The following is a 21,742-nucleotide window of genomic DNA, read 5'->3' as shown; positions in this document are numbered from 1 at the left end:
ATGTCAACCCTAATTATTGCCTTAATTATTCTTATTCTTGCGCTACTTAGTTTATCTTATTATCGTAAACAAAAAGGGTCCTGTGGCGATTGCCAATGCAGTTGTCCAGTTAAGGACCAAATGAGCAAATATAAACCCTAGTAGTATGGTCTGAAATTGACTAAATAGTAGATTCTGATATACTTGTACTATGACATTTCAAGGAGAAGACCTGTGACTCATTTTAATGAAGAAACCCTATCAGAACGTGATAATTCTGAATATAACGATGGACCAAGACTGCATACAAGTAAGTATGAAACAAAGGTTCCTAGTTTACATAAAATCCATATTATGTTATTAAGCTTGGCAGTAGCTTTGCTAAGTGTAGCCAATCCCTTATTAACAGATGCGGCAAATAGTTTACAATCGCAAAACCTCTATGTTGGGATGATGTTAACGAAGGGGCAAATCCCTTATAGTGATGTTTTTTCAACTGGTGGGATGTTGTATTTTGTTCTAATAGCCTTGAGTTATAAACTTGGCACCTCCCTCTTTTTAGTTGTGGTTCAAGCTTTCTGTTTCTATATGACGGGCATTTATTTCTATAAACTCATCAATTATTTTACGGCTAGTCAAAAAGTGTCGTCAGCTTTTTCTTTGCTTTATTACCTCTTTTCATTTGCTCTTGGTTTTGGTGGCTTGTATTCAATACAATTTGCCTTACCATTTGTCATGATGTCCTTATGGTTTTTAACCAAGTATTTTGTTAACTTGGTCAAGGATGAAGCCTTTATCCTATTTGGCTTTTCAGGCGCTATGGCTATGCTGATTGAGCCGCAGGCTATGTTGTTTTGGCTGTTAGCAGCAGTGACAATTATTATTTATAACATTAAGGAAAAACATATTGCAAGAGGATTTTATCAGCTTTTAGCGGCTATATTAGGGATGCTTTTTGTTTTCTATACAGCTGGTTATTTTATTCTAAATCTGCAAATCCTAGGACCTTATTTTGCACAGGCAGTTAAGTATCAGTTTACTTATTTTGCATCGGGTAATTTATCACTGGCTTATTCAGTATTGTATTATCTTGTTTTGGCTTTAGGTTTAGGGCTTTTAACAGGACCGATTTATGTGATTGGTCATTTGAAAAATGCTGAAGATCGTATGGTTAAGGCATTGTTGGTCTTATTAGTTGTCTTTTATTTATTGCTTGCGCTTTTATCACAAGATATGCAAAGTTATCATTTATTGCCAGTCTTACCTTTTGCTTTAATTTTGACAGCTTTGCCAATTGCAGAGAAATTCTTGGGTCAATTTGATCGTTTAACGCATCGTCGCAGTAAAGTCAAAAAAGGGACAAGCCGTGTTATTTCACTCTTTTTGTCCCGACATTTATTTTTGCCGATTGTGTTATTGTTGCTGTCACTCTTTCTTCCAGTGAAGAATTATCTGACACAATTCCAACTGAATCATACCCGTCAGGAAGTAGCAACTTATATTGCAAAGGAAACAAAGGAATCAGATAGGATTTTTGTCTGGGATGATAATGCAAGGATTTACTTAAGCAGTCAACGTAAAGTTGCTTCACAATTTCCATCTGCTGATGTTAATCTGAAAAAAGAAAGCCATCAAAAGATTTTAGAAGATGAACTGTTACAAAAATCGGCTGCCTATATTGTCATCAATAAGAATAAAAAAATGCCAGATAAAGTCACTAAAATTATTGAAAAAAACTATAAAATTGATAAGACAAGTAACTTATCACCATTTCTTATTTTAAAAGTAAATTAGAGTAAAATAACAATATCTTGTGTTAGGTGTAAAATCAAAACACAAGATATTGTTTTTTGTGTTGATTTTTTTAAATTCAATGATATAATAGTTCAGTAAGGAGAAATTGAAAAGATGACACAAGATAATGAAAAAGTAATCGTTCAACCAGACATAAAAGTAATCAAACGAGATGGCCGTTTGGTAAATTTTGACACGACTAAAATTTACAGTGCCCTTCTAAAAGCCAGTGTTAATGTTACCAAAATGTCACCACTGGTTGAAGCAAAATTAGAAGCTATTTCAGATCGTGTTATCGCTGAAATTTTGGAACGTTTTCCAAACAATATTAAAATTTATGAAATTCAAAATATTGTTGAGCATGAATTGTTAAGTTCAAACGAATATGCTATTGCTAAGGAATATATTAATTACCGCACGCAACGCGATTTTGCGCGTTCTCAAGCAACAGATATTAATTTCTCTATCGATAAATTATTAAATAAGGACCAGTCGGTTGTTAATGAAAATGCAAACAAAGACAGTGATGTTTTTAACACGCAACGTGATTTAACAGCAGGAATTGTTGGTAAATCTATTGGTCTTAAAATGTTGCCAGCTCATGTGGCTAATGCCCATCAAAAAGGTGATATTCATTACCATGATTTAGACTATAGTCCATACACGCCTATGACAAATTGTTGTTTAATTGATTTCAAGGGTATGTTGGCAAATGGATTCAAAATTGGCAATGCTGAAGTTGAAAGTCCAAAATCAATTCAAACAGCGACAGCTCAGATTTCTCAAATTATTGCAAATGTGGCTTCAAGTCAGTATGGAGGCTGTACTGCAGATCGTATCGATGAATTTTTAGCCCCATATGCGGAGCTCAATTATCACAAACACATGGCTGATGCTGAAAAATGGGTTGTTGAAGATAAGCGTGAAGAGTATGCTTATGAGAAAACTCAAAAAGACATTTATGATGCTATGCAGTCTCTAGAATATGAGATTAATACTCTTTTTACTTCAAATGGTCAAACGCCTTTTACGTCACTTGGTTTTGGTCTTGGGACGTCTTGGTTTGAACGTGAAATTCAAAAGGCAATTTTGGAAATTCGTATTAAGGGGCTTGGAAGTGAACATCGTACAGCTATCTTCCCTAAGTTGATTTTTACAGTTAAACGTGGCTTGAACTTAGAGACAGACTCACCTAACTATGATATTAAGCAGTTAGCTCTTGAATGTGCGTCTAAGAGAATGTACCCAGATATGTTGTCTTATGATAAAATCATTGACTTGACGGGCTCTTTTAAAGCACCGATGGGTTGTCGTTCTTTCTTGCAAGGTTGGAAAGACGAAGATGGCAATGATGTGACTTCTGGTCGTATGAATCTAGGTGTTGTAACCTTGAATTTGCCAAGGATTGCTATGGAAGCAAATGGCGATATGGACAAGTTCTGGGAACTTTTTGAGGAGCGTCTTTCAATTGGTAAGGATGCTTTGGTTTACCGGGTAGAACGCGTTAAGGAAGCGACACCAGCAAATGCACCGATTCTCTATCAGTACGGAGCTTTTGGGAAGCGTCTTGAAAAGACTGGTCATGTTGATGAGTTGTTTAAGAACAGACGGGCGACAATTTCATTAGGTTATATTGGTTTATATGAAGTTGCTTCAACTTTCTATGGTGGAGAGTGGGAGGACAATCAGGAAGCCAAAGATTTTACCATTGCTATTATAAAAGCGATGAAAGATGCATGTGAGTCTTGGTCTCAAGAATATGGTTATCACTTCTCTGTTTACTCAACGCCGTCAGAAAGTTTGACAGATCGTTTTTGTCGTTTAGATACTGAAAAATTTGGAATTGTTGAAAATATTACGGATAAGGAATACTATACGAATTCATTCCACTACGATGTTCGAAAAAATCCAACACCATTTGATAAATTAGATTTTGAAAAGGTTTATCCAGAAGCAGGTGCTTCAGGTGGGTTTATTCATTACTGTGAGTATCCGGTACTTCAACAAAATCCAAAAGCTTTAGAAGCAGTCTGGGATTATGCCTATGATCGTGTGGGCTATCTAGGTACCAATACACCAATAGATAAATGTTACAAGTGCCAGTTTGAGGGAGATTTTACACCAACGGAGAGAGGGTTTACTTGTCCAAACTGTGGCAATAGTGATCCCAAAACTGTAGATGTTGTCAAAAGAACCTGTGGTTACTTAGGCAATCCTCAAGCTAGACCGATGGTAAATGGCCGTCATAAAGAAATTTCAGCGCGTGTTAAACACATGAATGGCTCTACAATTAAGTATCCAGGGCTTTAAGTCACTAGGTAAATATGTTATGCTAGAATAAAAGGTTGCTTCATGCAAGCAATCTTTTATTTATCAAGAAAAGGAAATTATTATGGGAAAATATCAATTAGATTATAAAGGCATGCAACAAGTTGAGCGATTTCATGAGAAAAATAGCTCAAAAAGTGCTAAACAAAAAACAGATGCAAAAGATTTAAAGGCAGCTTTTCTGAAAAAAATGACAAAAAAGGAAAAGTAAGTCTCAAAATTAAGGAAGAAGGTTTCTTATGTTAGATATTGGACTGATAGGGTTAGGGGGAATTGCTCAAAAAGCTTACCTTCCCTATATGCGTCAACTTAAGGATGTTCATTGGCATATTTCTACACGTGATAATGTTATCCGTGAGCAAGTTGATAACTTATTTGGCAATTCAACGATTTACACTGATGTCAACCAACTTGTAAATGTAAGCTTAGATGGCGTCTTTATTCATGCAGCAACAAAAGCGCATTTTACTTTAGCTTCTCTTTTTTTAAAAGCAGGTATTCCAGTTTATATGGATAAACCATTAACGGAGTCTTTTGAAGAGACTCAGCATCTTTATGACCTTGCTAAGGCTAATAATACCTTCTTAATGGCTGGATTTAACAGACGTTTTGCTCCACGACTTAGTGATTTAAAAGAGTTAGCATCTAAGAAAAGAATCATTGTTGAAAAAAATGATGTAAATAGTGTTGGTCATAAAGTTTTTAAACTCTTCGACTTTTTTATTCACCCTTTAGACACTGCCTTGTTTTTGAGTGATGAAAAGCCTTTGAGAGGGCGCTTTCGTTACCATTTAGAAAATCAACTTTTAAGCCATGTTTCTGTTAGTCTTGAAACGGCATCTAGCCAAATTATAGTTGGAATGAATTTACAATCTGGTAGTCGTCGAGAAGTGATGGAAGTCCAAACACCTGAAGCAACAGGGCACCTTGAGAACTTGGATGAGTTAACCATTTACAAGGGGACTGACAAGGAAGTTAAAGCTTTTGGTTCTTGGGACACGACTCTCTATAAACGAGGCTTTGAAACCGTCATTAATAGTTTTTTAGAAGCTGTCAAGTCGGGTGTCAACCCTGTCAATGTTGAGTCAAGTTTGATGAGTCATTGGCTTTGCCATCAGATTGCGCAATCATCAAGCGAACATGGAGAGCTGGATATCACTCTTCCTAACTAGCGAGGAACATATGCAACTAAGACGACCTGAAGAAACAGATAAAAATCAAGTAATAGCAATGATGCAAGAGTTTAAAGCTTTTGATTCCCCACATGATGGAGGGTTTTGGCCAGAAGATTCTTTTGATTTTCAAAACTGGATAGCAAAAAATCACTTAAATGAGATGGGAATTGCTATTGCAAATGGCTTTGTTCCCTCTATTCAATTTGTGGCTTTTGATACTCAAAATAAGCCACTAGGTTTTTTGAGTTTACGCCTTGGGCTAAATGATGCTCTGTTAAAGTGTGGAGGGCATATTGGTTATTCCATCAGACCAAGCGAACGTGGGAAAGGCTACGCTAAAGAAATGCTCAAGTTAGGTGTTAGTCAAGCTAAGTCAAAAGGCATTAAGAAGCTACTAGTTACCTGTCATACTAGTAATTTGGCTAGTCGAGCAGTTATTTTGGCTAATCAAGGTATTTTAGAGGATATCAGAGATCAGGTCGAACGTTATTGGATTACTGTTAAGTGAGGCTGCCAAATGGAAAGTAAATGTTGGAATACACCAGAACCACAAGAATGGAAAAGTTCCGAGTTGAGTAAGAAAAGAGTCATTGATTACAAGGCCTTTAACTTTGTTGATGGTGAAGGTGTCCGTAATTCGCTTTATGTGTCAGGCTGTATGTTTCATTGTAAAGGGTGTTATAATGCAGCTACCTGGTCTTTTAATGCAGGGATTCCTTATACAGAGGAATTGGAAAATCAAATTATGGCTGATTTGGCTAAACCTTATGTTCAGGGGTTAACCTTACTAGGTGGTGAACCTTTTCTTAACACGGAGATTTTGCTTCCTTTAGTGAAACGCATTCGTCGGGAATTACCAGAAAAAGATATTTGGTCTTGGACAGGTTATACTTGGGAAGAGATGATGCTTGAAACTGACGATAAATTGGAGTTGTTAGCCTTGATTGATATTTTGGTTGATGGTCGTTTTGATATCAGTAAAAAAAACCTAATGTTACAGTTTAGGGGGTCATCAAATCAACGTATTATTGATGTGCAAAAGTCATTAGCGGCTAATAAAGTTGTTATTTGGGACAAACTTAATGATGGCCATCAGGCTGTAGAAGTTCTAAATCGTACAACATCTAAAAGTGAGTAAAGGATTTAAATGCTAGTTTAAGACTTCTCCACTTCTTATCCTCAAACTTATCCACAGGCTGTTAATAAGTTTAAAATTTGTGAATAAAGACAAAAAAAGAGGCTCATGCCTCTTTTTTGATATAGGTTAATGTTTGTTTATCAGAGAGTTCAGGATGAAAGCGAAAGCCTTTAAAATCAAGGGATTTAAGGTTTTCGATACTTTGGCAATTGGCTTTCATTGCTGCTGTTAAAAAGCTCCCACGTGCTTTTTTTGAGATGGTGGAATGAGTCTTGAGTTGGCCAGCTTTTTCCTCCATAAAGCGCACACTTATCCACAGCTTTTTAACATCTGTTGAAAACACTTCTTCAAATTCGCTAGATAAGAGAGAGACAATGACTTTATCCTCAGTGACAAAGCGATCATAGTCTTGACGCCAGTATTGCTTGAGAGACCTGCCATTAACCTTGACTTTAGTATGGAAGTCAAGACGATGCTTGGCTATTTTATGATTGAATGGGATTACACCGTAAAGAGAAGACGTAATGTAAACATGTTCAAAAAGATAGTTTTCTTCTTCTTGAGATAAGTCTGTCCGCTCGATATAACGATACATAAGCCCATTAAACAGTTGGTAAGCAAAGTAAGAGCTTGCACTAGCATCAGCAATCTTTTGCAGGCGTTCTATTTCTTTTAGAGTGGCTTCTTCTTTTAAATGGTAGGCTTTTGCCAGTTCTTCTTCAGATAAGGAAAGCAGTGCTGCTAAAATGGGTTTACTCTTTTCAGGTAACGGACACTTAAAAGCCCTTTCTGGTGTGGTCATTTCTTTAGCTGTTGGAATTAAATAAGTTAACATAAGACTATTGTAGTAAAGAAAAAGCCCTTCTGTCAAGGAAGGCTTGTCATAAGTATTCTTATTTGGGATTGCGTCTTGCAAAATCAACAAATTTGAATTTCTCTAATTTATGTCGGCTTTCAGTAAATTGAAATTGCTTGTTATTTGAGAGGTATACTTTAGATTTGACAGAAACCACATGTTTGTCTGAACCAAGATCTAATAGAATTTTATCTCGGTCATTGACTTGATCGATAGTGACTTCCTTTAGAGCAAAATCAATAGACAGTTTTAAGTCTTTTTCCAAGAAGGCATAAAGTGATATTTGGGCGATTTCCCTTGTCATATTTGGCACAATATCCTTGTCCAAATAGTCGATATCCAATACAGAGGCAACCCCGTCTACCACTCTTTGTCTGGTAACGCGCCAAACCAGTGAATGTGTTGGAAAGCCAGTCAACTTTTCCATTTTAGGATCAACAATGAGTTTGTCAATAGCAATCACGTTGGTTTTAGAATCCATATCAAAATAGGAAACAAGTTCTTGGTAACTTGTTAATTCAGATATAGGAAATAAAATATGGTGGTGTTTAATCACCTGTGTTCCTCGACCTTGTTGTTTTTTGACCAAACCAGCTTTTGCTAAAAGATTGAGTGCTTTTCGAATAGTATCCCTACTAACATTATAGTCTTTACTTAATTCGATTTCAGTTGGTAAAAAGTCATCTATGGCATAAACTTCTTTTGAAATTTTTGTTTCGAGGTCTTTAAAAATGCTTTCGTATTTCTTCATTACTAGTCTATCTTTCTCATTTGTCTACTTTAAAACATACAACATCTCTTATTTTACCAAAAATATCCTTTTTTTCAACCAAACAACTTGCCTACAAATTTGCAATCGATTACAATTAAGGTGTCAGTCAGTTGATGACAAACTTATTCATTTTAAAACTTGCTTGCCTAAGCAATCAAAGGAAAAGGATTTAGGGGAATTCTAATGGGAAAATTTGAAAATGAAGCTCGGACCCTTCTTGCCGCTATTGGCGGTAAAGAAAATATCAAAGCTGTTACTCACTGTGCAACGCGCATGCGTTTTGTTCTTAATGACAATAGCAAAGCTAATGTTAAAGAAATTGAAAAAATTTCTGCCGTTAAAGGGACATTTACAAATGCCGGTCAATTCCAAGTTATCATTGGAAATGATGTGCCAATTTTTTATAATGACTTCACGGCAGTATCTGGGGTAGAAGGTGTTTCTAAAGAAGCAGCTAAGTCAGCGGCTAAAAGTAATCAAAATGTTATCCAACGTGTGATGACAATGCTTGCTGAAATCTTTACACCGATCATTCCTGCAATCATTGTTGGGGGTCTTATTTTAGGCTTCCGTAATATTCTTGAGGGTGTTCCTTTTGAATTTCTAGACGGTAAAAAAATTGTTGAAGTGTCTACTTTCTGGGCTGGGGTTAATCATTTCTTATGGTTACCAGGAGAAGCTATTTTCCACTTCTTGCCTGTAGGTATTACATGGTCTGTGACACGTAAAATGGGGACTACTCAAATTCTTGGTATTGTATTAGGAATCTGTTTGGTTTCACCACAGTTGCTAAATGCCTATGCTGTAACAAGTACTCCCGCTTCTGAAATTGCTAAGAACTGGGTTTGGGATTTTGGTGCTTTCCAAATTAATCGTATTGGTTATCAAGCCCAAGTTATTCCAGCTTTATTAGCAGGTTTATCACTGTCTTATCTTGAAATTTTCTGGCGGAAACGTATTCCAGAAGTTATTTCAATGATTTTTGTACCATTCTTGTCATTGGTTCCCGCTTTAATTCTTGCGCATACGGTGTTAGGGCCTCTTGGTTGGACAATTGGTAAAGGAATTTCATTTGTTGTTCTTGCTGGTTTAACTGGACCTGTTAAATGGTTGTTTGGTGCTATTTTTGGAGCACTTTATGCACCACTTGTTATTACTGGTCTTCACCATATGACAAATGCTATTGATACGCAATTGATTGCAGATACTGCAAGTCGTACAACTGGTCTATGGCCAATGATTGCTCTTTCAAACATTGCTCAAGGTTCTGCTGTCTTTGCCTATTACTTGATGAATCGTCATGATGAACGTAAAGCAGAAGTGTCGCTTGCAGCAGCTATCTCAGCTTATCTTGGGGTTACAGAGCCTGCATTGTTTGGTGTTAACGTTAAATACATCTATCCATTTGTAGCTGGTATGATTGGTTCAGGTGTTGCTGGTTTATTATCAACAACATTTAATGTTCAAGCTAATGCTATTGGTGTTGGGGGACTTCCAGGATTTATGTCAATCAACGCTAAATATATGATTCCATTCTTTATCTGTATGGCTGCAGCTATTGCAGTACCGATGTTATTAACTTTCTTCTTCCATAAATCAAAAATCATGACTAAAGTTGAAGAGCAAGAGTTAATGGAAGCTAATGATTTGTCAAATCAAGCGGAAACTTCTTCTGAAGTAACAAGTTTAACTAATGGTACTAGTGTTGCTCTTACAAGTCCATTGACTGGTAGTGTAAAAGCATTGAGCGAAGCTAGTGATCAAGTATTTGCCCAAGGTATTATGGGACAAGGATTGCTTATTCAACCTACTGATGGGAAGTTGGTTTCTCCAGTTGATGGTCAAGTGACAGTACTTTTCCCAACAAAACACGCTGTTGGTCTAGTGTCAACTGAAGGCTTGGAATTACTAATGCACATTGGTATGGATACTGTAAATCTTGAAGGAAAAGGCTTTACAAGTCATGTTCAACAAGGTGATATGGTTAAAGTTGGAGATCCTTTGATTTCATTTGATATTGACCTTATCGAAGCTGCTGGTTACAAAACGGAAACACCAGTTGTTGTGACAAATCAAGATGCTTATAACTTAGTATTCAAACATGATTTGTCTGGTCACATTTCCCGCAATGAAGACTTGTTTGTGGCTGAAAAGAAATAAGGAATTGACATATGGATAATAGGAACTGGCGACAGTTCCTATAACCATTTAAGGAAGGAAAAATATGGCTATTGATAAAAGAAAAGTTGTTTACCAAATTTATCCAAAATCTTATAAGGATACAAGTGGTAACGGCGTTGGAGATTTGCGTGGGATTATTGACAAAATTCCTTATTTAAAAGAACTTGGTGTTGATATGGTTTGGCTAAACCCATTTTATCCAAGTCCTCAAAGAGACAATGGTTACGATGTGTCAGATTATAGGGCTGTTAATCCTGAGTTTGGGACTATGGCTGATTTTGAAGAGATGGTTGCTATTGCCAAGGACAATGGCATTGAGTTTATGTTGGATATGGTTTTAAACCATTGTTCAACAGATCATGAGTGGTTCCAAAAAGCCTTAGCTGGTGACAGCTTTTATCAGGATTTCTTTATTTTGAGAGACCAACCAACTGACTGGGTGTCTAAATTTGGTGGTAATGCCTGGGCGCCTTTTGGGGATACCGGTAAGTATTATCTGCACCTTTTTGATGTGACACAAGCTGACCTTAATTGGCGTAATCCTCATGTCCGTGAAGAGCTTTTTAAAGTTGTTAATTTCTGGCGTGATAAGGGTGTTAAAGGTTTTCGCTTTGATGTGATTAATTTGATAGGTAAAGACCAAGAATTAGAAGATTGTCCAATTAATGATGGCAAACCAGCCTATACTGATAAACCAATCACACATGATTACCTGAAAATGATGAACAATGCCAGTTTTGGTCAAGACACTTCCTTTATGACTGTTGGTGAAATGTCTGCAACAACTATTGAAAATTGTATTTTATACACTGCACCAGAACGTGAAGAATTATCTATGGCTTTTAACTTCCATCATTTGAAGGTGGATTATCAAGATGGTCAAAAGTGGACTATTATGGACTTTGATTTTCTTGCTTTACGTGATCTTTTCCATTCTTGGGGAGAAGGCATGAGTCAGGGTAATGGCTGGAATGCCTTGTTCTATAATAATCATGACCAACCACGTGCTTTGAATCGTTTTGTTAATGTGGAGGACTTTAGAAATGAAGGAGCAACCATGTTAGCAGCATCGATTCATTTATCACGTGGCACACCTTATATCTATATGGGCGAAGAAATTGGTATGCTTGATCCGGATTATGATTCAATGGCTGATTATGTTGACATTGAGAGTTTAAATGCTTATCAGATGATGCTAGATCAAGGGAAGTCAAAAGAAGAAGCTTTTGAAATCATCAAAGCAAAATCACGGGATAATTCACGTACACCAATGCAATGGGATGCTAGTCAAAATGCAGGTTTTTCAACAGCTACTCCTTGGTTGAAGGCTGGTAAGTCATACTCACAAATTAATGTTGAAAACGAAAAGAATGGTAAAATCTTCCCATTCTATCAAAAACTGATTAAACTTCGTAAAGAAATGCCATTGATTGCTGAAGGAGATTATAAGGCTGCTTATCAAGATAGTGAGTCAGTTTATGCTTTTGAGAGAGAATTGGATGGACAACAGTTACTCGTTTTGAATCATTTCTATGAAGAAGAAGTGACTTTGAACTTGCCACTTGCTTATCAACATGGTCAGGTCTTAATCAGTAACTATGATGATCACATTGTTACAGATAAAGTGACCTTAAAACCCTATCAAACACTTGCTATTTTAGGGAAATAGCTGTTAGAGACAATCACCTCCTTAGGATTTCTACCTAAGGGGTGTTTTGTTTGCTTGAGATTTCAAAGAATTCTGAAAATTATGATAGACTGGAATTAGCCTTTAACTGCTTAGACCAATTAGCCCAGTAGCCTGTCATTTTGAAATGCTGTTAATTGTGCTCAATAGGGACTAGTTAATTAGAAACGTTTTCTATAAAATGAATTTAGAAAGGAAATGAAATGGTTGATCATAAAGCTGTCATTATTTTAATTACTTTGATGACGCATAAAGAACTGTCACTTTATGAATTAAGTGTTAAAACAAAATTTTCCATTAAGGAACTAAAAAGTTACTTGGACCTTCTGAATCACTTTTTGGATAATCATCATTATGGGCAATTGCAAGAAAAAAATGGTCGTTTTTCAGTTTCTCAGATGACAAAGGCGTGTTCAGAAGAGATCTTTTCTGCCTTAAATAAAGAGCAAATTTACCTTCCACAAGATGAACGATTGGATTTAATTTACCTTTATACTTTTTGCCGGAGAGATTTTGTTTCAAATAATCATTATCAAGATTTTTTAAAGGTCAGCAAAAATACCACTTTAACGGATATTAAAGCCCTACGACAGAAAATGGCTGTTTATCATTTGGAGCTTCCTTATACTAGGGCAAGTGGATACACAATCAAAGGAGCTGAAAAAGATAAACATCGCATGGCCTTTGAAAGTATTTCCTCATTGGTTAAATCATCGATGGGAATTTGGACATTAGAATATGTTCTTGATTCCTGGGACTACAATGTTTCATATGAAACAATTGAACAAAAGGTTAATCTTTACTATCAAACCTTTAAAATGTCTCCTATTTTGAATCGTCTCCAAGAATCAATCTATCACCTTATCTTTATCATCTGTCGCTACTTAAGACCCGTTGATAGGATAGTTATGGAGCCATTGTTGGTTTCAGATCAATTACAGGGATTAAGTCACTTGATGTCCTCTGAAATTTTATCTGAATTAAAAGAACAATGTGACTTAAGTCGAGAAGACCAAGATTATCTGTCTGTGTTGCTGGCGGGATCCTTTGAAGGTGAAGGAGATTATAACCATCAGTTCTTTCAGTCTTTGACCAAGGCAATTGTTCAAAAGATGCAAGACATTTCCATTTTAAATTTTGACCATATCACAACATTATACAGTGATTTAGAAAGGCATTTAGTTCCAGCCTATTATCGTTTACGTTATGCTCTTCCTAGTGATAATGAGTATACCTCTCGGATCAAGCAAGACTATGCTGAATTGTTTGATTTGGTTAAACAGTCTCTAGAGCCTTTGGCGCATGAGGTGAAAAGATCGATTCCAGATGGTGAAATTGCTTATTTTGTACTCCATTTTGGTGGTTACTTGAAAAAGGCAGATAATGAGAAAAGGTCGCACTACCGAGCAGTTATTATTTGCCCCAACGGGGTTAGTTCATCACTAATCATTAAAGAGAATTTGAAGATTCTTTTTCCAGAAATTTCCTTTCAAGGAGTTTCAAGGATTGACCAACTTGCTCAAATGGCAGTGGAAGATTATGATATGGTTTTTTCAACCATCAGTATTGAAACGCAAAAACCATCTTATTTGGTGCCCATGATTATGACTGAGGAACAATCTTTCCAACTCAGTGCTTTGGTGACTAAGGATTTTCCAATTCTAGGCAATGATTTGGAAATGGAACAATTATTTGGAGTGATTAGGCAGTACGCTTCAATTACACATGAAAATGAATTAAGGATTGCTTTGAAAAAATTCTTAAGGCAAGACCTTGTTAGAAAGGATTATAGACCAGTGTTAGATGAACTTATTACGGAAGCAACCTATCAGAGTTGCTCTGAACAACTAGAGTGGAGGGATGCCATTCGCCTTGCTGCAAAACCATTACGTGATAGTGGACAAATTAGAGAAACTTACCCAGAAGCCATGATTGCAAAGGTGGAAGAGTTTGGTCCTTTCATTAATTTGGGAAGTGGTATTGCTATTCCCCATGCCCGTCCAGAAGACGGAGTTAATGCAGTTGGTATGTCAATGCTTGTTTTAGAAAAGCCCATTTATTTGTTAGATGATCCTAAACAGGAAATCTATTTGTTGATTTGTATTGCAGCTATTGATAATGAAACTCATTTGAAGGCTTTGTCGCATTTGACAACTATTTTACGAAGTAAGGAAGCTATTTCCCAATTACTTCAGTCACATTCTTATCAGGATATTAAAACTATTATTAAACAGGAGGCATAATTTATGTTGAGAATTGGTACAGCTTGTGGTTCAGGTCTAGGGTCAAGTTTTATGGTCCAAATGAATATTGAATCTGTTTTGAAAGATTTAGGTGTTACAGGTGTTGAAGTAGAGCATTATGATATTGGCGGTGCAGATCCAAGTGCAGCAGATGTTTGGATTGTTGGTCGTGATTTGGAAGATGTTGCAGGCCACCTAGGGGATGTTCGCATTTTAAATAGTATTATTGATATGGATGAACTACGTGAATTAGTTACTGCTATTTGTCAGGAAAAAGGCCTTATCTAGGAGGAAGAAAAAATGAAGTTTTTAGTTGATATTGTCAGTACACCGGCCATTCTTGTTGCCTTAATTGCAATTATTGGCTTACTTTTACAAAAGAAAGCTACCCCAGATATTGTTAAAGGTGGTATTAAGACTTTTGTAGGTTTCTTGGTAGTGTCAGGTGGAGCGGGCATTATTCAAAGTTCTTTGAACCCATTTGGAAAAATGTTTGAGCATGCCTTTCACCTCTCAGGGGTTGTTCCAAATAACGAAGCAATTGTAGCTCTTGCTTTAACAAAATTTGGGTCAACAACAGCATTAATCATGTTTGCTGGGATGATTTTTAACATTCTTATTGCTCGATTTACCAAGTTTAAATATATTTTCTTAACAGGTCATCATACCTTATACATGGCTTGTATGATTGCTGTTATCATGTCTGTTTCAGGCTTTACTTCTGTTTCTCTTATTATTTTTGGTGGTTTAGCACTTGGTATTATCATGAGTGTGTCTCCAGCTTTTGTCCAAAAATACATGGTCATGTTAACAGGAAATGATAAAGTCGCTTTGGGCCACTTTAGTTCATTAGGCTATCTTCTTAGTGGCTTTCTAGGGGGCTTGGTTGGAGATAAATCAAAATCAACAGAAGATATTAATTTTCCAAAAAGTTTGGTTTTCTTACGAGATAGTACAGTAAGTATCACCATTTCAATGACCATTTTCTATTTAATTGTTGCTATTTTTGCTGGTCCATCATGGATTGCTAAAGAATTGTCAAATGGAACACATGGTCTTGTTTATGCCTTGCAATTAGCAGGTCAATTTGCTGCGGGAGTCTTTGTTATCCTTGCAGGTGTTCGTTTAATTTTAGGGGAGATTGTTCCAGCCTTCAAAGGAATTTCTGAAAAATTGGTTCCAAACTCAAAACCAGCTTTGGATTGTCCAATTGTTTACCCTTACGCACCAAATGCTGTTCTTATTGGTTTTCTGTCAAGTTTTGCAGGAGGTTTGGTAAGTATGGCTGTTATGCTTATGACAGGTACGACAGTTATTTTACCAGGGGTTGTTCCTCATTTCTTCTGTGGTGCGACAGCTGGTGTTATTGGTAACGCCTCAGGTGGTATTCGTGGTGCAACAGTTGGTGCCTTCTTCCAAGGGGTGTTAATCAGTTATCTGCCAATTTTCTTGATGCCTGTTTTAGGTGGTCTTGGTTTTGAAGGGTCAACATTCTCAGATGCTGACTTTGGTTTATCAGGTATTATTTTAGGTGCTTTAAATAAAGCAGGTGGAACTACTGCCATTGCTATTGGTTTAATCCTTATTTTACTAGCCCTTGTAGGTTTGTCTTTTGTGGGAAAAGCAAAAAATGAGGAGGTGCATTAATGCCCTTATCAGACATTAAACGTCAGGAATTGGAGAAATTTGCCCTCAATATTAGAATACATGTTTTAGAAAGCTTAAACCATCTTGGGTTTGGCCATTACGGGGGAAGTCTTTCCGTTGTTGAGACCTTGGCGGTGCTTTATGGAGAAGTAATGCCAATGACGCCTGATGTTTTTGCACAAAAAGACCGTGACTATTTTGTCTTATCTAAAGGGCATGCAGGTCCTGGTCTTTATGCTACGCTTTATCTAAAAGGATTCTTTGATAAAGACTTTCTCTTGTCTTTAAATTGCAACGGTACAAAACTACCCTCACATCCCGATCGCAATATGACACCGGGTGTGGATATGACTACCGGATCTCTGGGACAAGGAATTAGTGCAGCGACTGGTATTGCTTGTGCACAGCAAATAGAAGGGTCAGACTATTACACTTATACTATTGTTGGAGATGGGGAATTAAATGAAGGGCAATGTTGGGAAGCGATTCAGCTTGCTACTCATAAATCTCTTTCAAATCTAATCGTATTTGTTGATGACAATAAGAAACAATTGGATGGTTTAACCCGTGATATTTGCCAAACAGGTGACTTTGTGACTAAATTTGAAGCCTTTGGTTTTGATGCTTTGAGAGTTGACGGTAGTGATGTTTCAGCAATTTTCCATGCTATTGAACGTTTGAAAGCAAGTGGTTCTAAAAAACCAAAATGTATTGTCTTAGATACGGTGAAAGGGCAGGGGGTTCAGTTCATTGAAGATATGGCAGCTAATCATCATTTGAGACCAAGCCAATCAGACAAAGAGGCATTGGAGCAAGAACTTGCAGTACTTAAGGAAAGATTGGAGGAAATGTCATGATGCGTCACGTAAAAGAAATGAGGTATGTCTATCGTGATTTCCTTAAGACAGCCAATAAGATTAATAGTAAAGTCACAGTCTTAGAAGCTGATTTATCAAGTTCTATGGCAACAAATGGCTTAGCAAAAGAATTTGGAAACCGTTACATAAATGTAGGAATTATGGAAGCAGAAATGGTTGGACTTGCTGCAGGACTAGCCGTCAAAGGTTACAAGCCATACCTGCATACCTTTGGTCCATTTGCTTCGCGTAGGGTCTTTGATCAACTTTTTGTCTCCTTGGCCTATGCAAAACTTAATGCGACAGTTATTGGGTCTGATGCTGGGGTTACTGCTGAGATGAATGGTGGCACACACATGCCTTTTGAAGAAATTGGCCTTATGCGACTGGTGCCAAATGCTGTGGTATATGATGTTTGTGATGATATTCAATTTGATGCTGTTTTAAAACAAACCCTTACAAGTAAGGCCTTCCATTATATCCGTACGACTCGCAAGGCACCAAAAGCTGTTTACAATGGTGACGAAGATTTTAGTAAAGGTTATGTTCAGTTGCGTCAAGGACCTGAAGCAACCATTGTAGCATCAGGTATTATGGTTGCTGAGGCTCTTGAAGTTGCTGATAAGCTTGCAAAAGAAGGCTTAGAAGTAGGTGTAATTGATCTCTTTAGAATCAAACCGATTCATGAGGATATCAAAGGATTACTAGTTGGCAAACCAGTTTTGACTGTTGAAAATCATAATAAAATTGGAGGTGTCGGAAGTGCTATCTGTGAATTGCTGAGTCAAGAAACAGATACACCAGTTCGACGCATGGGTGTTGATGAAAGATTTGGCCAAGTTGGTAAGATGGATTACCTTTTAGAAGTATATGAATTAACACAAGACCATATTTATCATAATATTAAAGAATTTTTGAAGGACTATCATTAAAATAATAAGTCTTTAGAGGATTTACTCATAAAAGCCTTGGGAACTTTTATTCCAAAGGCTTTTTTGATACAATGTAAGAGATTACAGTCTTGAGAAAAACTCAAGCAAGTTGAACGGACGAAGGAGAAGATATGGTCGATTATAAAGAAAATTTTTATGAGGCTGTCAATGGTGAATGGGCCAAAATAGCTGTTATTCCTGATGATAAACCAAGAACAGGAGGTTTTTCTGACTTGGCTGACGAGATTGAAGATTTAATGCTAGCAACAACAGATGAGTGGTTGCAAGGTAAGAATCTTCCTAAAGATGCAATTTTAGAAAATTTTGTAGCCTTTCATCACATGACGTCAGATTACAAAAAACGTGATCAAGTAGGTGTAGCACCTGTATTGCCTTTGATTGAAGAGTATCAAAATCTTAACTCATTTGCGGACTTTGTTACAAAAATTGCAGACTATGAAATGAGTGGTAAACCGAATCTGATACCATTTGGTATTGCTCCTGACTTTATGAATGCACAGCTGAATGTTTTGTGGGCAGATGCGCCGTCGATTCTTCTTCCTGATACTACTTACTATGAAGAAGGACATGAAAAGGCAGCGGAGCTTATTAGCATTTGGCGTCAATCTCAAGAGAAATTATTACCACAATTTGGCTTTTCTGCGCCAGCTATTCAAGACCTTCTTGATAAGGTCTTGGCATTAGATAAGAAAGTGGCAGCTTACGTTTTATCTCGTGAAGAATCTTCAGAGTATGTTAAACTTTACCATCCCTATAAATGGGCAGATTTCAAGGCATTGGTACCAGAGTTACCTTTAGATACAATATTTAAAGCAATTTTAGGGGAAGAGCCAGATCAAATTATTGTTCCTGAGAAACGTTTTTGGACAGAATTTGCGGCTACCTATTATTCAGAAGACAATTGGGAATTGTTGAAGGCTGAGCTGATTTTAGAAGCGGCTAATGCTTATAATTCTTATTTAACAGATGAAATTCGTGTGGAGTCGGGAGTTTATGGCCGTGCTCTATCTGGTACACCACAAGCCATGGATCAGAAAAAAGCAGCTTACTACTTGGCACAAGGACCTTATAATCAAGCCTTGGGACTTTGGTATGCAAATCACTATTTCTCTCCAGAAGCTAAGGCTGATGTTGAGCATAAAGTAGCTACAATGATTGATGTTTATAAATCGCGCCTTGAAACCGCAGACTGGTTAGACCAAGCTACTCGTGATAAGGCCATTGTCAAATTGAATGTCATTACTCCACATATTGGCTATCCAGAAAAATTACCAGAAACCTATGCTAAGAAAGTGATTGATCCAACTCTTAGTTTGGTTGAGAATGTGCAAAACCTATCTAAAATTGCTATTGCACATGGTTGGAGTAAATGGAATAAACCTGTTGATCGTAGTGAATGGCATATGCCTGCTCATATGGTTAATGCTTATTATGACCCACAGCAAAACCAAATTGTCTTTCCAGCAGCTATTTTACAAGCACCATTTTATGCACTAGAGCAGAGTTCATCAGCTAATTATGGTGGTATTGGAGCTGTTATTGCTCATGAAATTTCACATGCTTTTGACACCAATGGGGCTTCATTTGATGAGCATGGTAGTTTGAATGATTGGTGGACGAAGGCTGATTATGAAGCCTTTAAAGAAAGAACAGATAAGGTTGTAGCGCAGTTTGATGGCTTGGAGTCTTATGGTGCTAAGGTAAATGGGAAGTTGACCGTTTCTGAAAATGTTGCTGATTTAGGTGGTGTGGCTTGTGCACTTGAAGCAGCGAAGAAAGAAAGTGATTTCTCAGCACGTGATTTCTTTATCAATTTTGCAACCATTTGGCGTATGAAAGCACGTGAAGAATTTATGCAAATGATGGCAAGTATTGATGTCCATGCTCCAGGGCAATGCCGTACTAATGTGACGCTGACAAATTTTGAAGAATTTCATAAAGAATTTGAGGTTACTGAAGGAGATGCCATGTGGCGTGCGCCTGAGGATCGTGTCATTATTTGGTAAGTGATTGTTAAAAGAAAAGCAAAAAGACTAGATGTTCCAAAACGTCTAGTCTTTTCTTGTGGGAGTATGAGGACAAGACTAAGAAGTGTCCTCATAAGATTATTCGTAAAATTGTATCAAAAATAGGAAAAAGTACAGAAAAAAGAGCTGTAAACAAGAAGTTTACAGTCTCTTTCTTGATATAAATTAGTTGTTAAGTGCAGCAGCCATAGTTGCAGCAACTTCTGATTCAAAGTCGTTAGCTTTTTTCTCGATACCTTCACCAACTTCAAAACGTGCAAATGCAATTGCTTTTGCGTTTACTGAGTCAAGGTAAGCTTCAACAGTTTTGCTGTCGTCCATGATGTAAACTTGAGCAAGAAGTGTGTAAGCTTGGTCAACTTTAGTGTTGTCAAGCATGAAGCGGTCCATTTTACCTGGAAGGATTTTGTCCCAGATTTTTTCTGGTTTGCCTTCAGCAGCCAATTCAGTTTTGATATCAGCTTCTGCTTGAGCAATGATGTCATCTGACAATTCAGATTTAGAACCAAATTTCAAGAATGGAAGTGCTGGTTTGTCAACCATTGCGCGTGATTCATTGTCAAGTTCGATAGCGTGGTTTAATTGTGCTAATTCGTCTTTGATGAATTGTGCATCGAGTTCAGTGTATGAAAGAACAGTTGGTTTCATAGCTGTGATGTGCATTGATACTTGTTTAGCAAGTGTGTCATCGCCACCGTCGATAACTGAGATAACGCCGATACGGCCACCGTTATGTTGGTATGCACCAAAGTGTTGCTCGTCAGTTTTTTCAATTAATGCAAAACGACGGAATGAAATTTTTTCACCGATTGTAGCAGTTGCGTTAACATAGGCTTCAGCAAGAGTTGAGCCGTTAGCCATCGTTAATGCCATTGCTTCGTCGTTGTTAGCTGGTTTACCTTCAGCAATAACTTTAGCTGTTTCATTTACCAATTCAACGAATTGAGCATTTTTCGCAACAAAGTCTGTTTCAGCATTAACTTCAACAACAGCTGCAACGTTACCATCAACGTAAACACCAGTTAACCCTTCAGCGGCAACACGGTCAGCTTTTTTAGCAGCTTTAGCCATACCTTTTTCACGAAGTAATTCAACTGCTTTGTCCATATCTCCATCAGTTTCAACAAGTGCTTTTTTAGCGTCCATAACGCCGGCACCAGATTTTTCACGTAATTCTTTTACAAGTTTTGCTGTAATTTCTGCCATTAGTAGAATCCTCCAAAATTTTATTACAATTTAGTTTAAAAAAACGAGACAGAGCGGTTTGCTTTCTGCCCCGTTTAGGTTTTCGATTGTCAAGTTAAGCCTTTGCTAAGTTACACTTAGTGTTACTTAAGCGTTGTCGCCTTCTACAACTTCAACAATTTCTTCGATTGAATCTGCTTTTGCTTCTGTTTCAAAAGTAACGTCTGCATCTTCACCTTGACGGCCTTCAATAACAGCGTCAGCTAATTTAGCAGTGATTAATTTAACGGCGCGGATAGCGTCATCGTTAGCTGGGATGATAACATCGATATCATCTGGATCAGCGTTTGTATCAACCATAGCTACAACTGGGATACCAAGTTTTTTAGCTTCTTTAACAGCGATTTGTTCTTTATGTGGGTCAACAACGTACATTACGTCTGGGATACGAGGCATATCTTCGATACCGCCCAAGAATTTTTCAAGACGAGCGCGTTGTTTGTTAAGAAGTGCAACTTCTTTTTTAGGAAGAACTTCAAAAGTTCCTTCTTCTTCCATACGTTTGATTTCTTTCAAACGAGCGATACGTTTTTGGATAGTTCCCCAGTTAGTAAGAGTTCCACCTAACCAACGGTGGTTAATGAAGTATTGACCAGCACGTGTAGCTTCATCAGCAACAGCTTCAGCAGCTTGTTTTTTAGTACCAACGAACAAGATCACAGCGTCGTTAGCAGCAGCATCACGAACGAATTCGTAAGCTTGGTCAGCTAATTTAACAGTTTGTTGTAGGTCGATAACGTGGATTCCGTTACGTTCTGTAAAGATGTATTTAGCCATCTTAGGGTTCCAGCGACGAGTTTGGTGACCAAAGTGAACACCAGCCTCAAGAAGTTGTTTCATTGAAATTACTGCCATGAGTA

At 37.3% G+C, this 21,742-nt stretch carries 19 protein-coding genes; 15 read left to right on the top strand and 4 right to left on the bottom strand.

Going from position 1 to position 21,742, the window contains the following annotated elements:
* The 7 genes from Q9317_RS10205 to nrdG all read left to right on the top strand — a co-directional run bounded on the left by Q9317_RS10205 (position 1) and on the right by nrdG (position 6,414).
* Positions 1 to 141 (top strand): FeoB-associated Cys-rich membrane protein, encoded by a 141-nt coding sequence (locus Q9317_RS10205; RefSeq protein ID WP_071794741.1) that lies wholly within the window; start codon positions 1 to 3, stop codon positions 139 to 141.
* A 72-nt stretch (positions 142 to 213) separates the two neighbouring features.
* Positions 214 to 1,773 (top strand): ArnT family glycosyltransferase, encoded by a 1,560-nt coding sequence (locus Q9317_RS10200; RefSeq protein ID WP_003100414.1) that lies wholly within the window; start codon positions 214 to 216, stop codon positions 1,771 to 1,773.
* Between the two features lie 114 nt (positions 1,774 to 1,887).
* Complete coding sequence (nrdD, locus tag Q9317_RS10195; protein ID WP_003100412.1) at positions 1,888 to 4,083, top strand: anaerobic ribonucleoside-triphosphate reductase; 2,196 nt, start codon at positions 1,888 to 1,890, stop codon at positions 4,081 to 4,083.
* A gap of 82 nt (positions 4,084 to 4,165) precedes the next feature.
* The gene (locus Q9317_RS10190; RefSeq protein WP_003100410.1) at positions 4,166 to 4,312 is read left to right on the top strand and encodes a hypothetical protein; all 147 of its coding nucleotides are present in this window, start codon (positions 4,166 to 4,168) and stop codon (positions 4,310 to 4,312) included.
* 28 nt (positions 4,313 to 4,340) lie between these two features.
* Positions 4,341 to 5,273 (top strand): Gfo/Idh/MocA family protein, encoded by a 933-nt coding sequence (locus Q9317_RS10185; RefSeq protein ID WP_003100409.1) that lies wholly within the window; start codon positions 4,341 to 4,343, stop codon positions 5,271 to 5,273.
* 10 nt (positions 5,274 to 5,283) lie between these two features.
* The gene (locus Q9317_RS10180) at positions 5,284 to 5,784 is read left to right on the top strand and encodes a GNAT family N-acetyltransferase (RefSeq protein ID WP_003100408.1); all 501 of its coding nucleotides are present in this window, start codon (positions 5,284 to 5,286) and stop codon (positions 5,782 to 5,784) included.
* 9 nt (positions 5,785 to 5,793) lie between these two features.
* Positions 5,794 to 6,414 (top strand): anaerobic ribonucleoside-triphosphate reductase activating protein, encoded by a 621-nt coding sequence (gene nrdG / locus Q9317_RS10175; protein ID WP_003100407.1) that lies wholly within the window; start codon positions 5,794 to 5,796, stop codon positions 6,412 to 6,414.
* 103 nt (positions 6,415 to 6,517) lie between these two features.
* Here nrdG and yaaA read toward each other — a convergent pair whose 3' ends face one another.
* Both yaaA and treR read right to left on the bottom strand, forming a co-directional pair.
* Positions 6,518 to 7,249 (bottom strand): peroxide stress protein YaaA, encoded by a 732-nt coding sequence (yaaA, locus tag Q9317_RS10170; RefSeq protein ID WP_031239270.1) that lies wholly within the window; start codon positions 7,247 to 7,249, stop codon positions 6,518 to 6,520.
* Positions 7,250 to 7,307: 58 nt separating this feature from the next.
* Complete coding sequence (gene treR / locus Q9317_RS10165) at positions 7,308 to 8,021, bottom strand: trehalose operon repressor (RefSeq protein ID WP_003100405.1); 714 nt, start codon at positions 8,019 to 8,021, stop codon at positions 7,308 to 7,310.
* 204 nt (positions 8,022 to 8,225) lie between these two features.
* Here treR and treP point away from each other — a divergent pair, with 204 nt between their 5' ends.
* The 8 genes from treP to Q9317_RS10125 all read left to right on the top strand — a co-directional run bounded on the left by treP (position 8,226) and on the right by Q9317_RS10125 (position 19,616).
* Positions 8,226 to 10,202 carry a PTS system trehalose-specific EIIBC component gene (gene treP, locus Q9317_RS10160; RefSeq protein ID WP_061866600.1) on the top strand — a complete coding sequence of 659 codons (1,977 nt, stop codon included), beginning with the start codon at positions 8,226 to 8,228 and terminating at the stop codon, positions 10,200 to 10,202.
* A gap of 64 nt (positions 10,203 to 10,266) precedes the next feature.
* On the top strand, positions 10,267 to 11,892 hold the full coding sequence (gene treC, locus Q9317_RS10155; protein ID WP_003100403.1) for an alpha,alpha-phosphotrehalase: 1,626 nt from the start codon (positions 10,267 to 10,269) through the stop codon (positions 11,890 to 11,892).
* A gap of 221 nt (positions 11,893 to 12,113) precedes the next feature.
* The gene (locus tag Q9317_RS10150; protein ID WP_003100401.1) at positions 12,114 to 14,153 is read left to right on the top strand and encodes a BglG family transcription antiterminator; all 2,040 of its coding nucleotides are present in this window, start codon (positions 12,114 to 12,116) and stop codon (positions 14,151 to 14,153) included.
* A gap of 3 nt (positions 14,154 to 14,156) precedes the next feature.
* Positions 14,157 to 14,441 (top strand): PTS sugar transporter subunit IIB, encoded by a 285-nt coding sequence (locus Q9317_RS10145; protein ID WP_003100398.1) that lies wholly within the window; start codon positions 14,157 to 14,159, stop codon positions 14,439 to 14,441.
* Positions 14,442 to 14,453: 12 nt separating this feature from the next.
* Complete coding sequence (gene ulaA / locus Q9317_RS10140) at positions 14,454 to 15,800, top strand: PTS ascorbate transporter subunit IIC (protein WP_003100396.1); 1,347 nt, start codon at positions 14,454 to 14,456, stop codon at positions 15,798 to 15,800.
* On the top strand, positions 15,800 to 16,657 hold the full coding sequence (locus tag Q9317_RS10135) for a transketolase (protein ID WP_003100394.1): 858 nt from the start codon (positions 15,800 to 15,802) through the stop codon (positions 16,655 to 16,657). The genes ulaA and Q9317_RS10135 overlap by 1 nt, the downstream gene beginning before the upstream one ends.
* Positions 16,654 to 17,589 (top strand): transketolase family protein, encoded by a 936-nt coding sequence (locus tag Q9317_RS10130; protein ID WP_003100392.1) that lies wholly within the window; start codon positions 16,654 to 16,656, stop codon positions 17,587 to 17,589. The genes Q9317_RS10135 and Q9317_RS10130 overlap by 4 nt, the downstream gene beginning before the upstream one ends.
* A 131-nt stretch (positions 17,590 to 17,720) precedes the next feature.
* Entirely contained in the window at positions 17,721 to 19,616 is a 1,896-nt protein-coding gene (locus Q9317_RS10125) for a M13 family metallopeptidase (RefSeq protein WP_003100390.1), read from the top strand.
* Positions 19,617 to 19,802: 186 nt separating this feature from the next.
* On the opposite strand, the gene tsf is transcribed toward Q9317_RS10125, so the two are convergent.
* Together tsf and rpsB are read right to left on the bottom strand one after the other, a co-directional pair.
* Complete coding sequence (tsf, locus tag Q9317_RS10120; protein ID WP_121791555.1) at positions 19,803 to 20,843, bottom strand: translation elongation factor Ts; 1,041 nt, start codon at positions 20,841 to 20,843, stop codon at positions 19,803 to 19,805.
* Positions 20,844 to 20,969: 126 nt separating this feature from the next.
* Positions 20,970 to 21,737: a 30S ribosomal protein S2 gene (gene rpsB, locus Q9317_RS10115; RefSeq protein ID WP_003100386.1), complete on the bottom strand. Its 768-nt coding sequence runs from the start codon at positions 21,735 to 21,737 to the stop codon at positions 20,970 to 20,972.
* Between the last annotated feature and the right edge of the window lie 5 nt (positions 21,738 to 21,742).

This window comes from Streptococcus iniae (assembly GCF_030732225.1).
In the GTDB taxonomy this organism is placed as follows: Bacteria; Bacillota; Bacilli; order Lactobacillales; family Streptococcaceae; genus Streptococcus; species Streptococcus iniae.
Note: the sequence above shows the minus strand (reverse complement) of the source record. Positions and strands in the feature narration are given on the sequence as shown.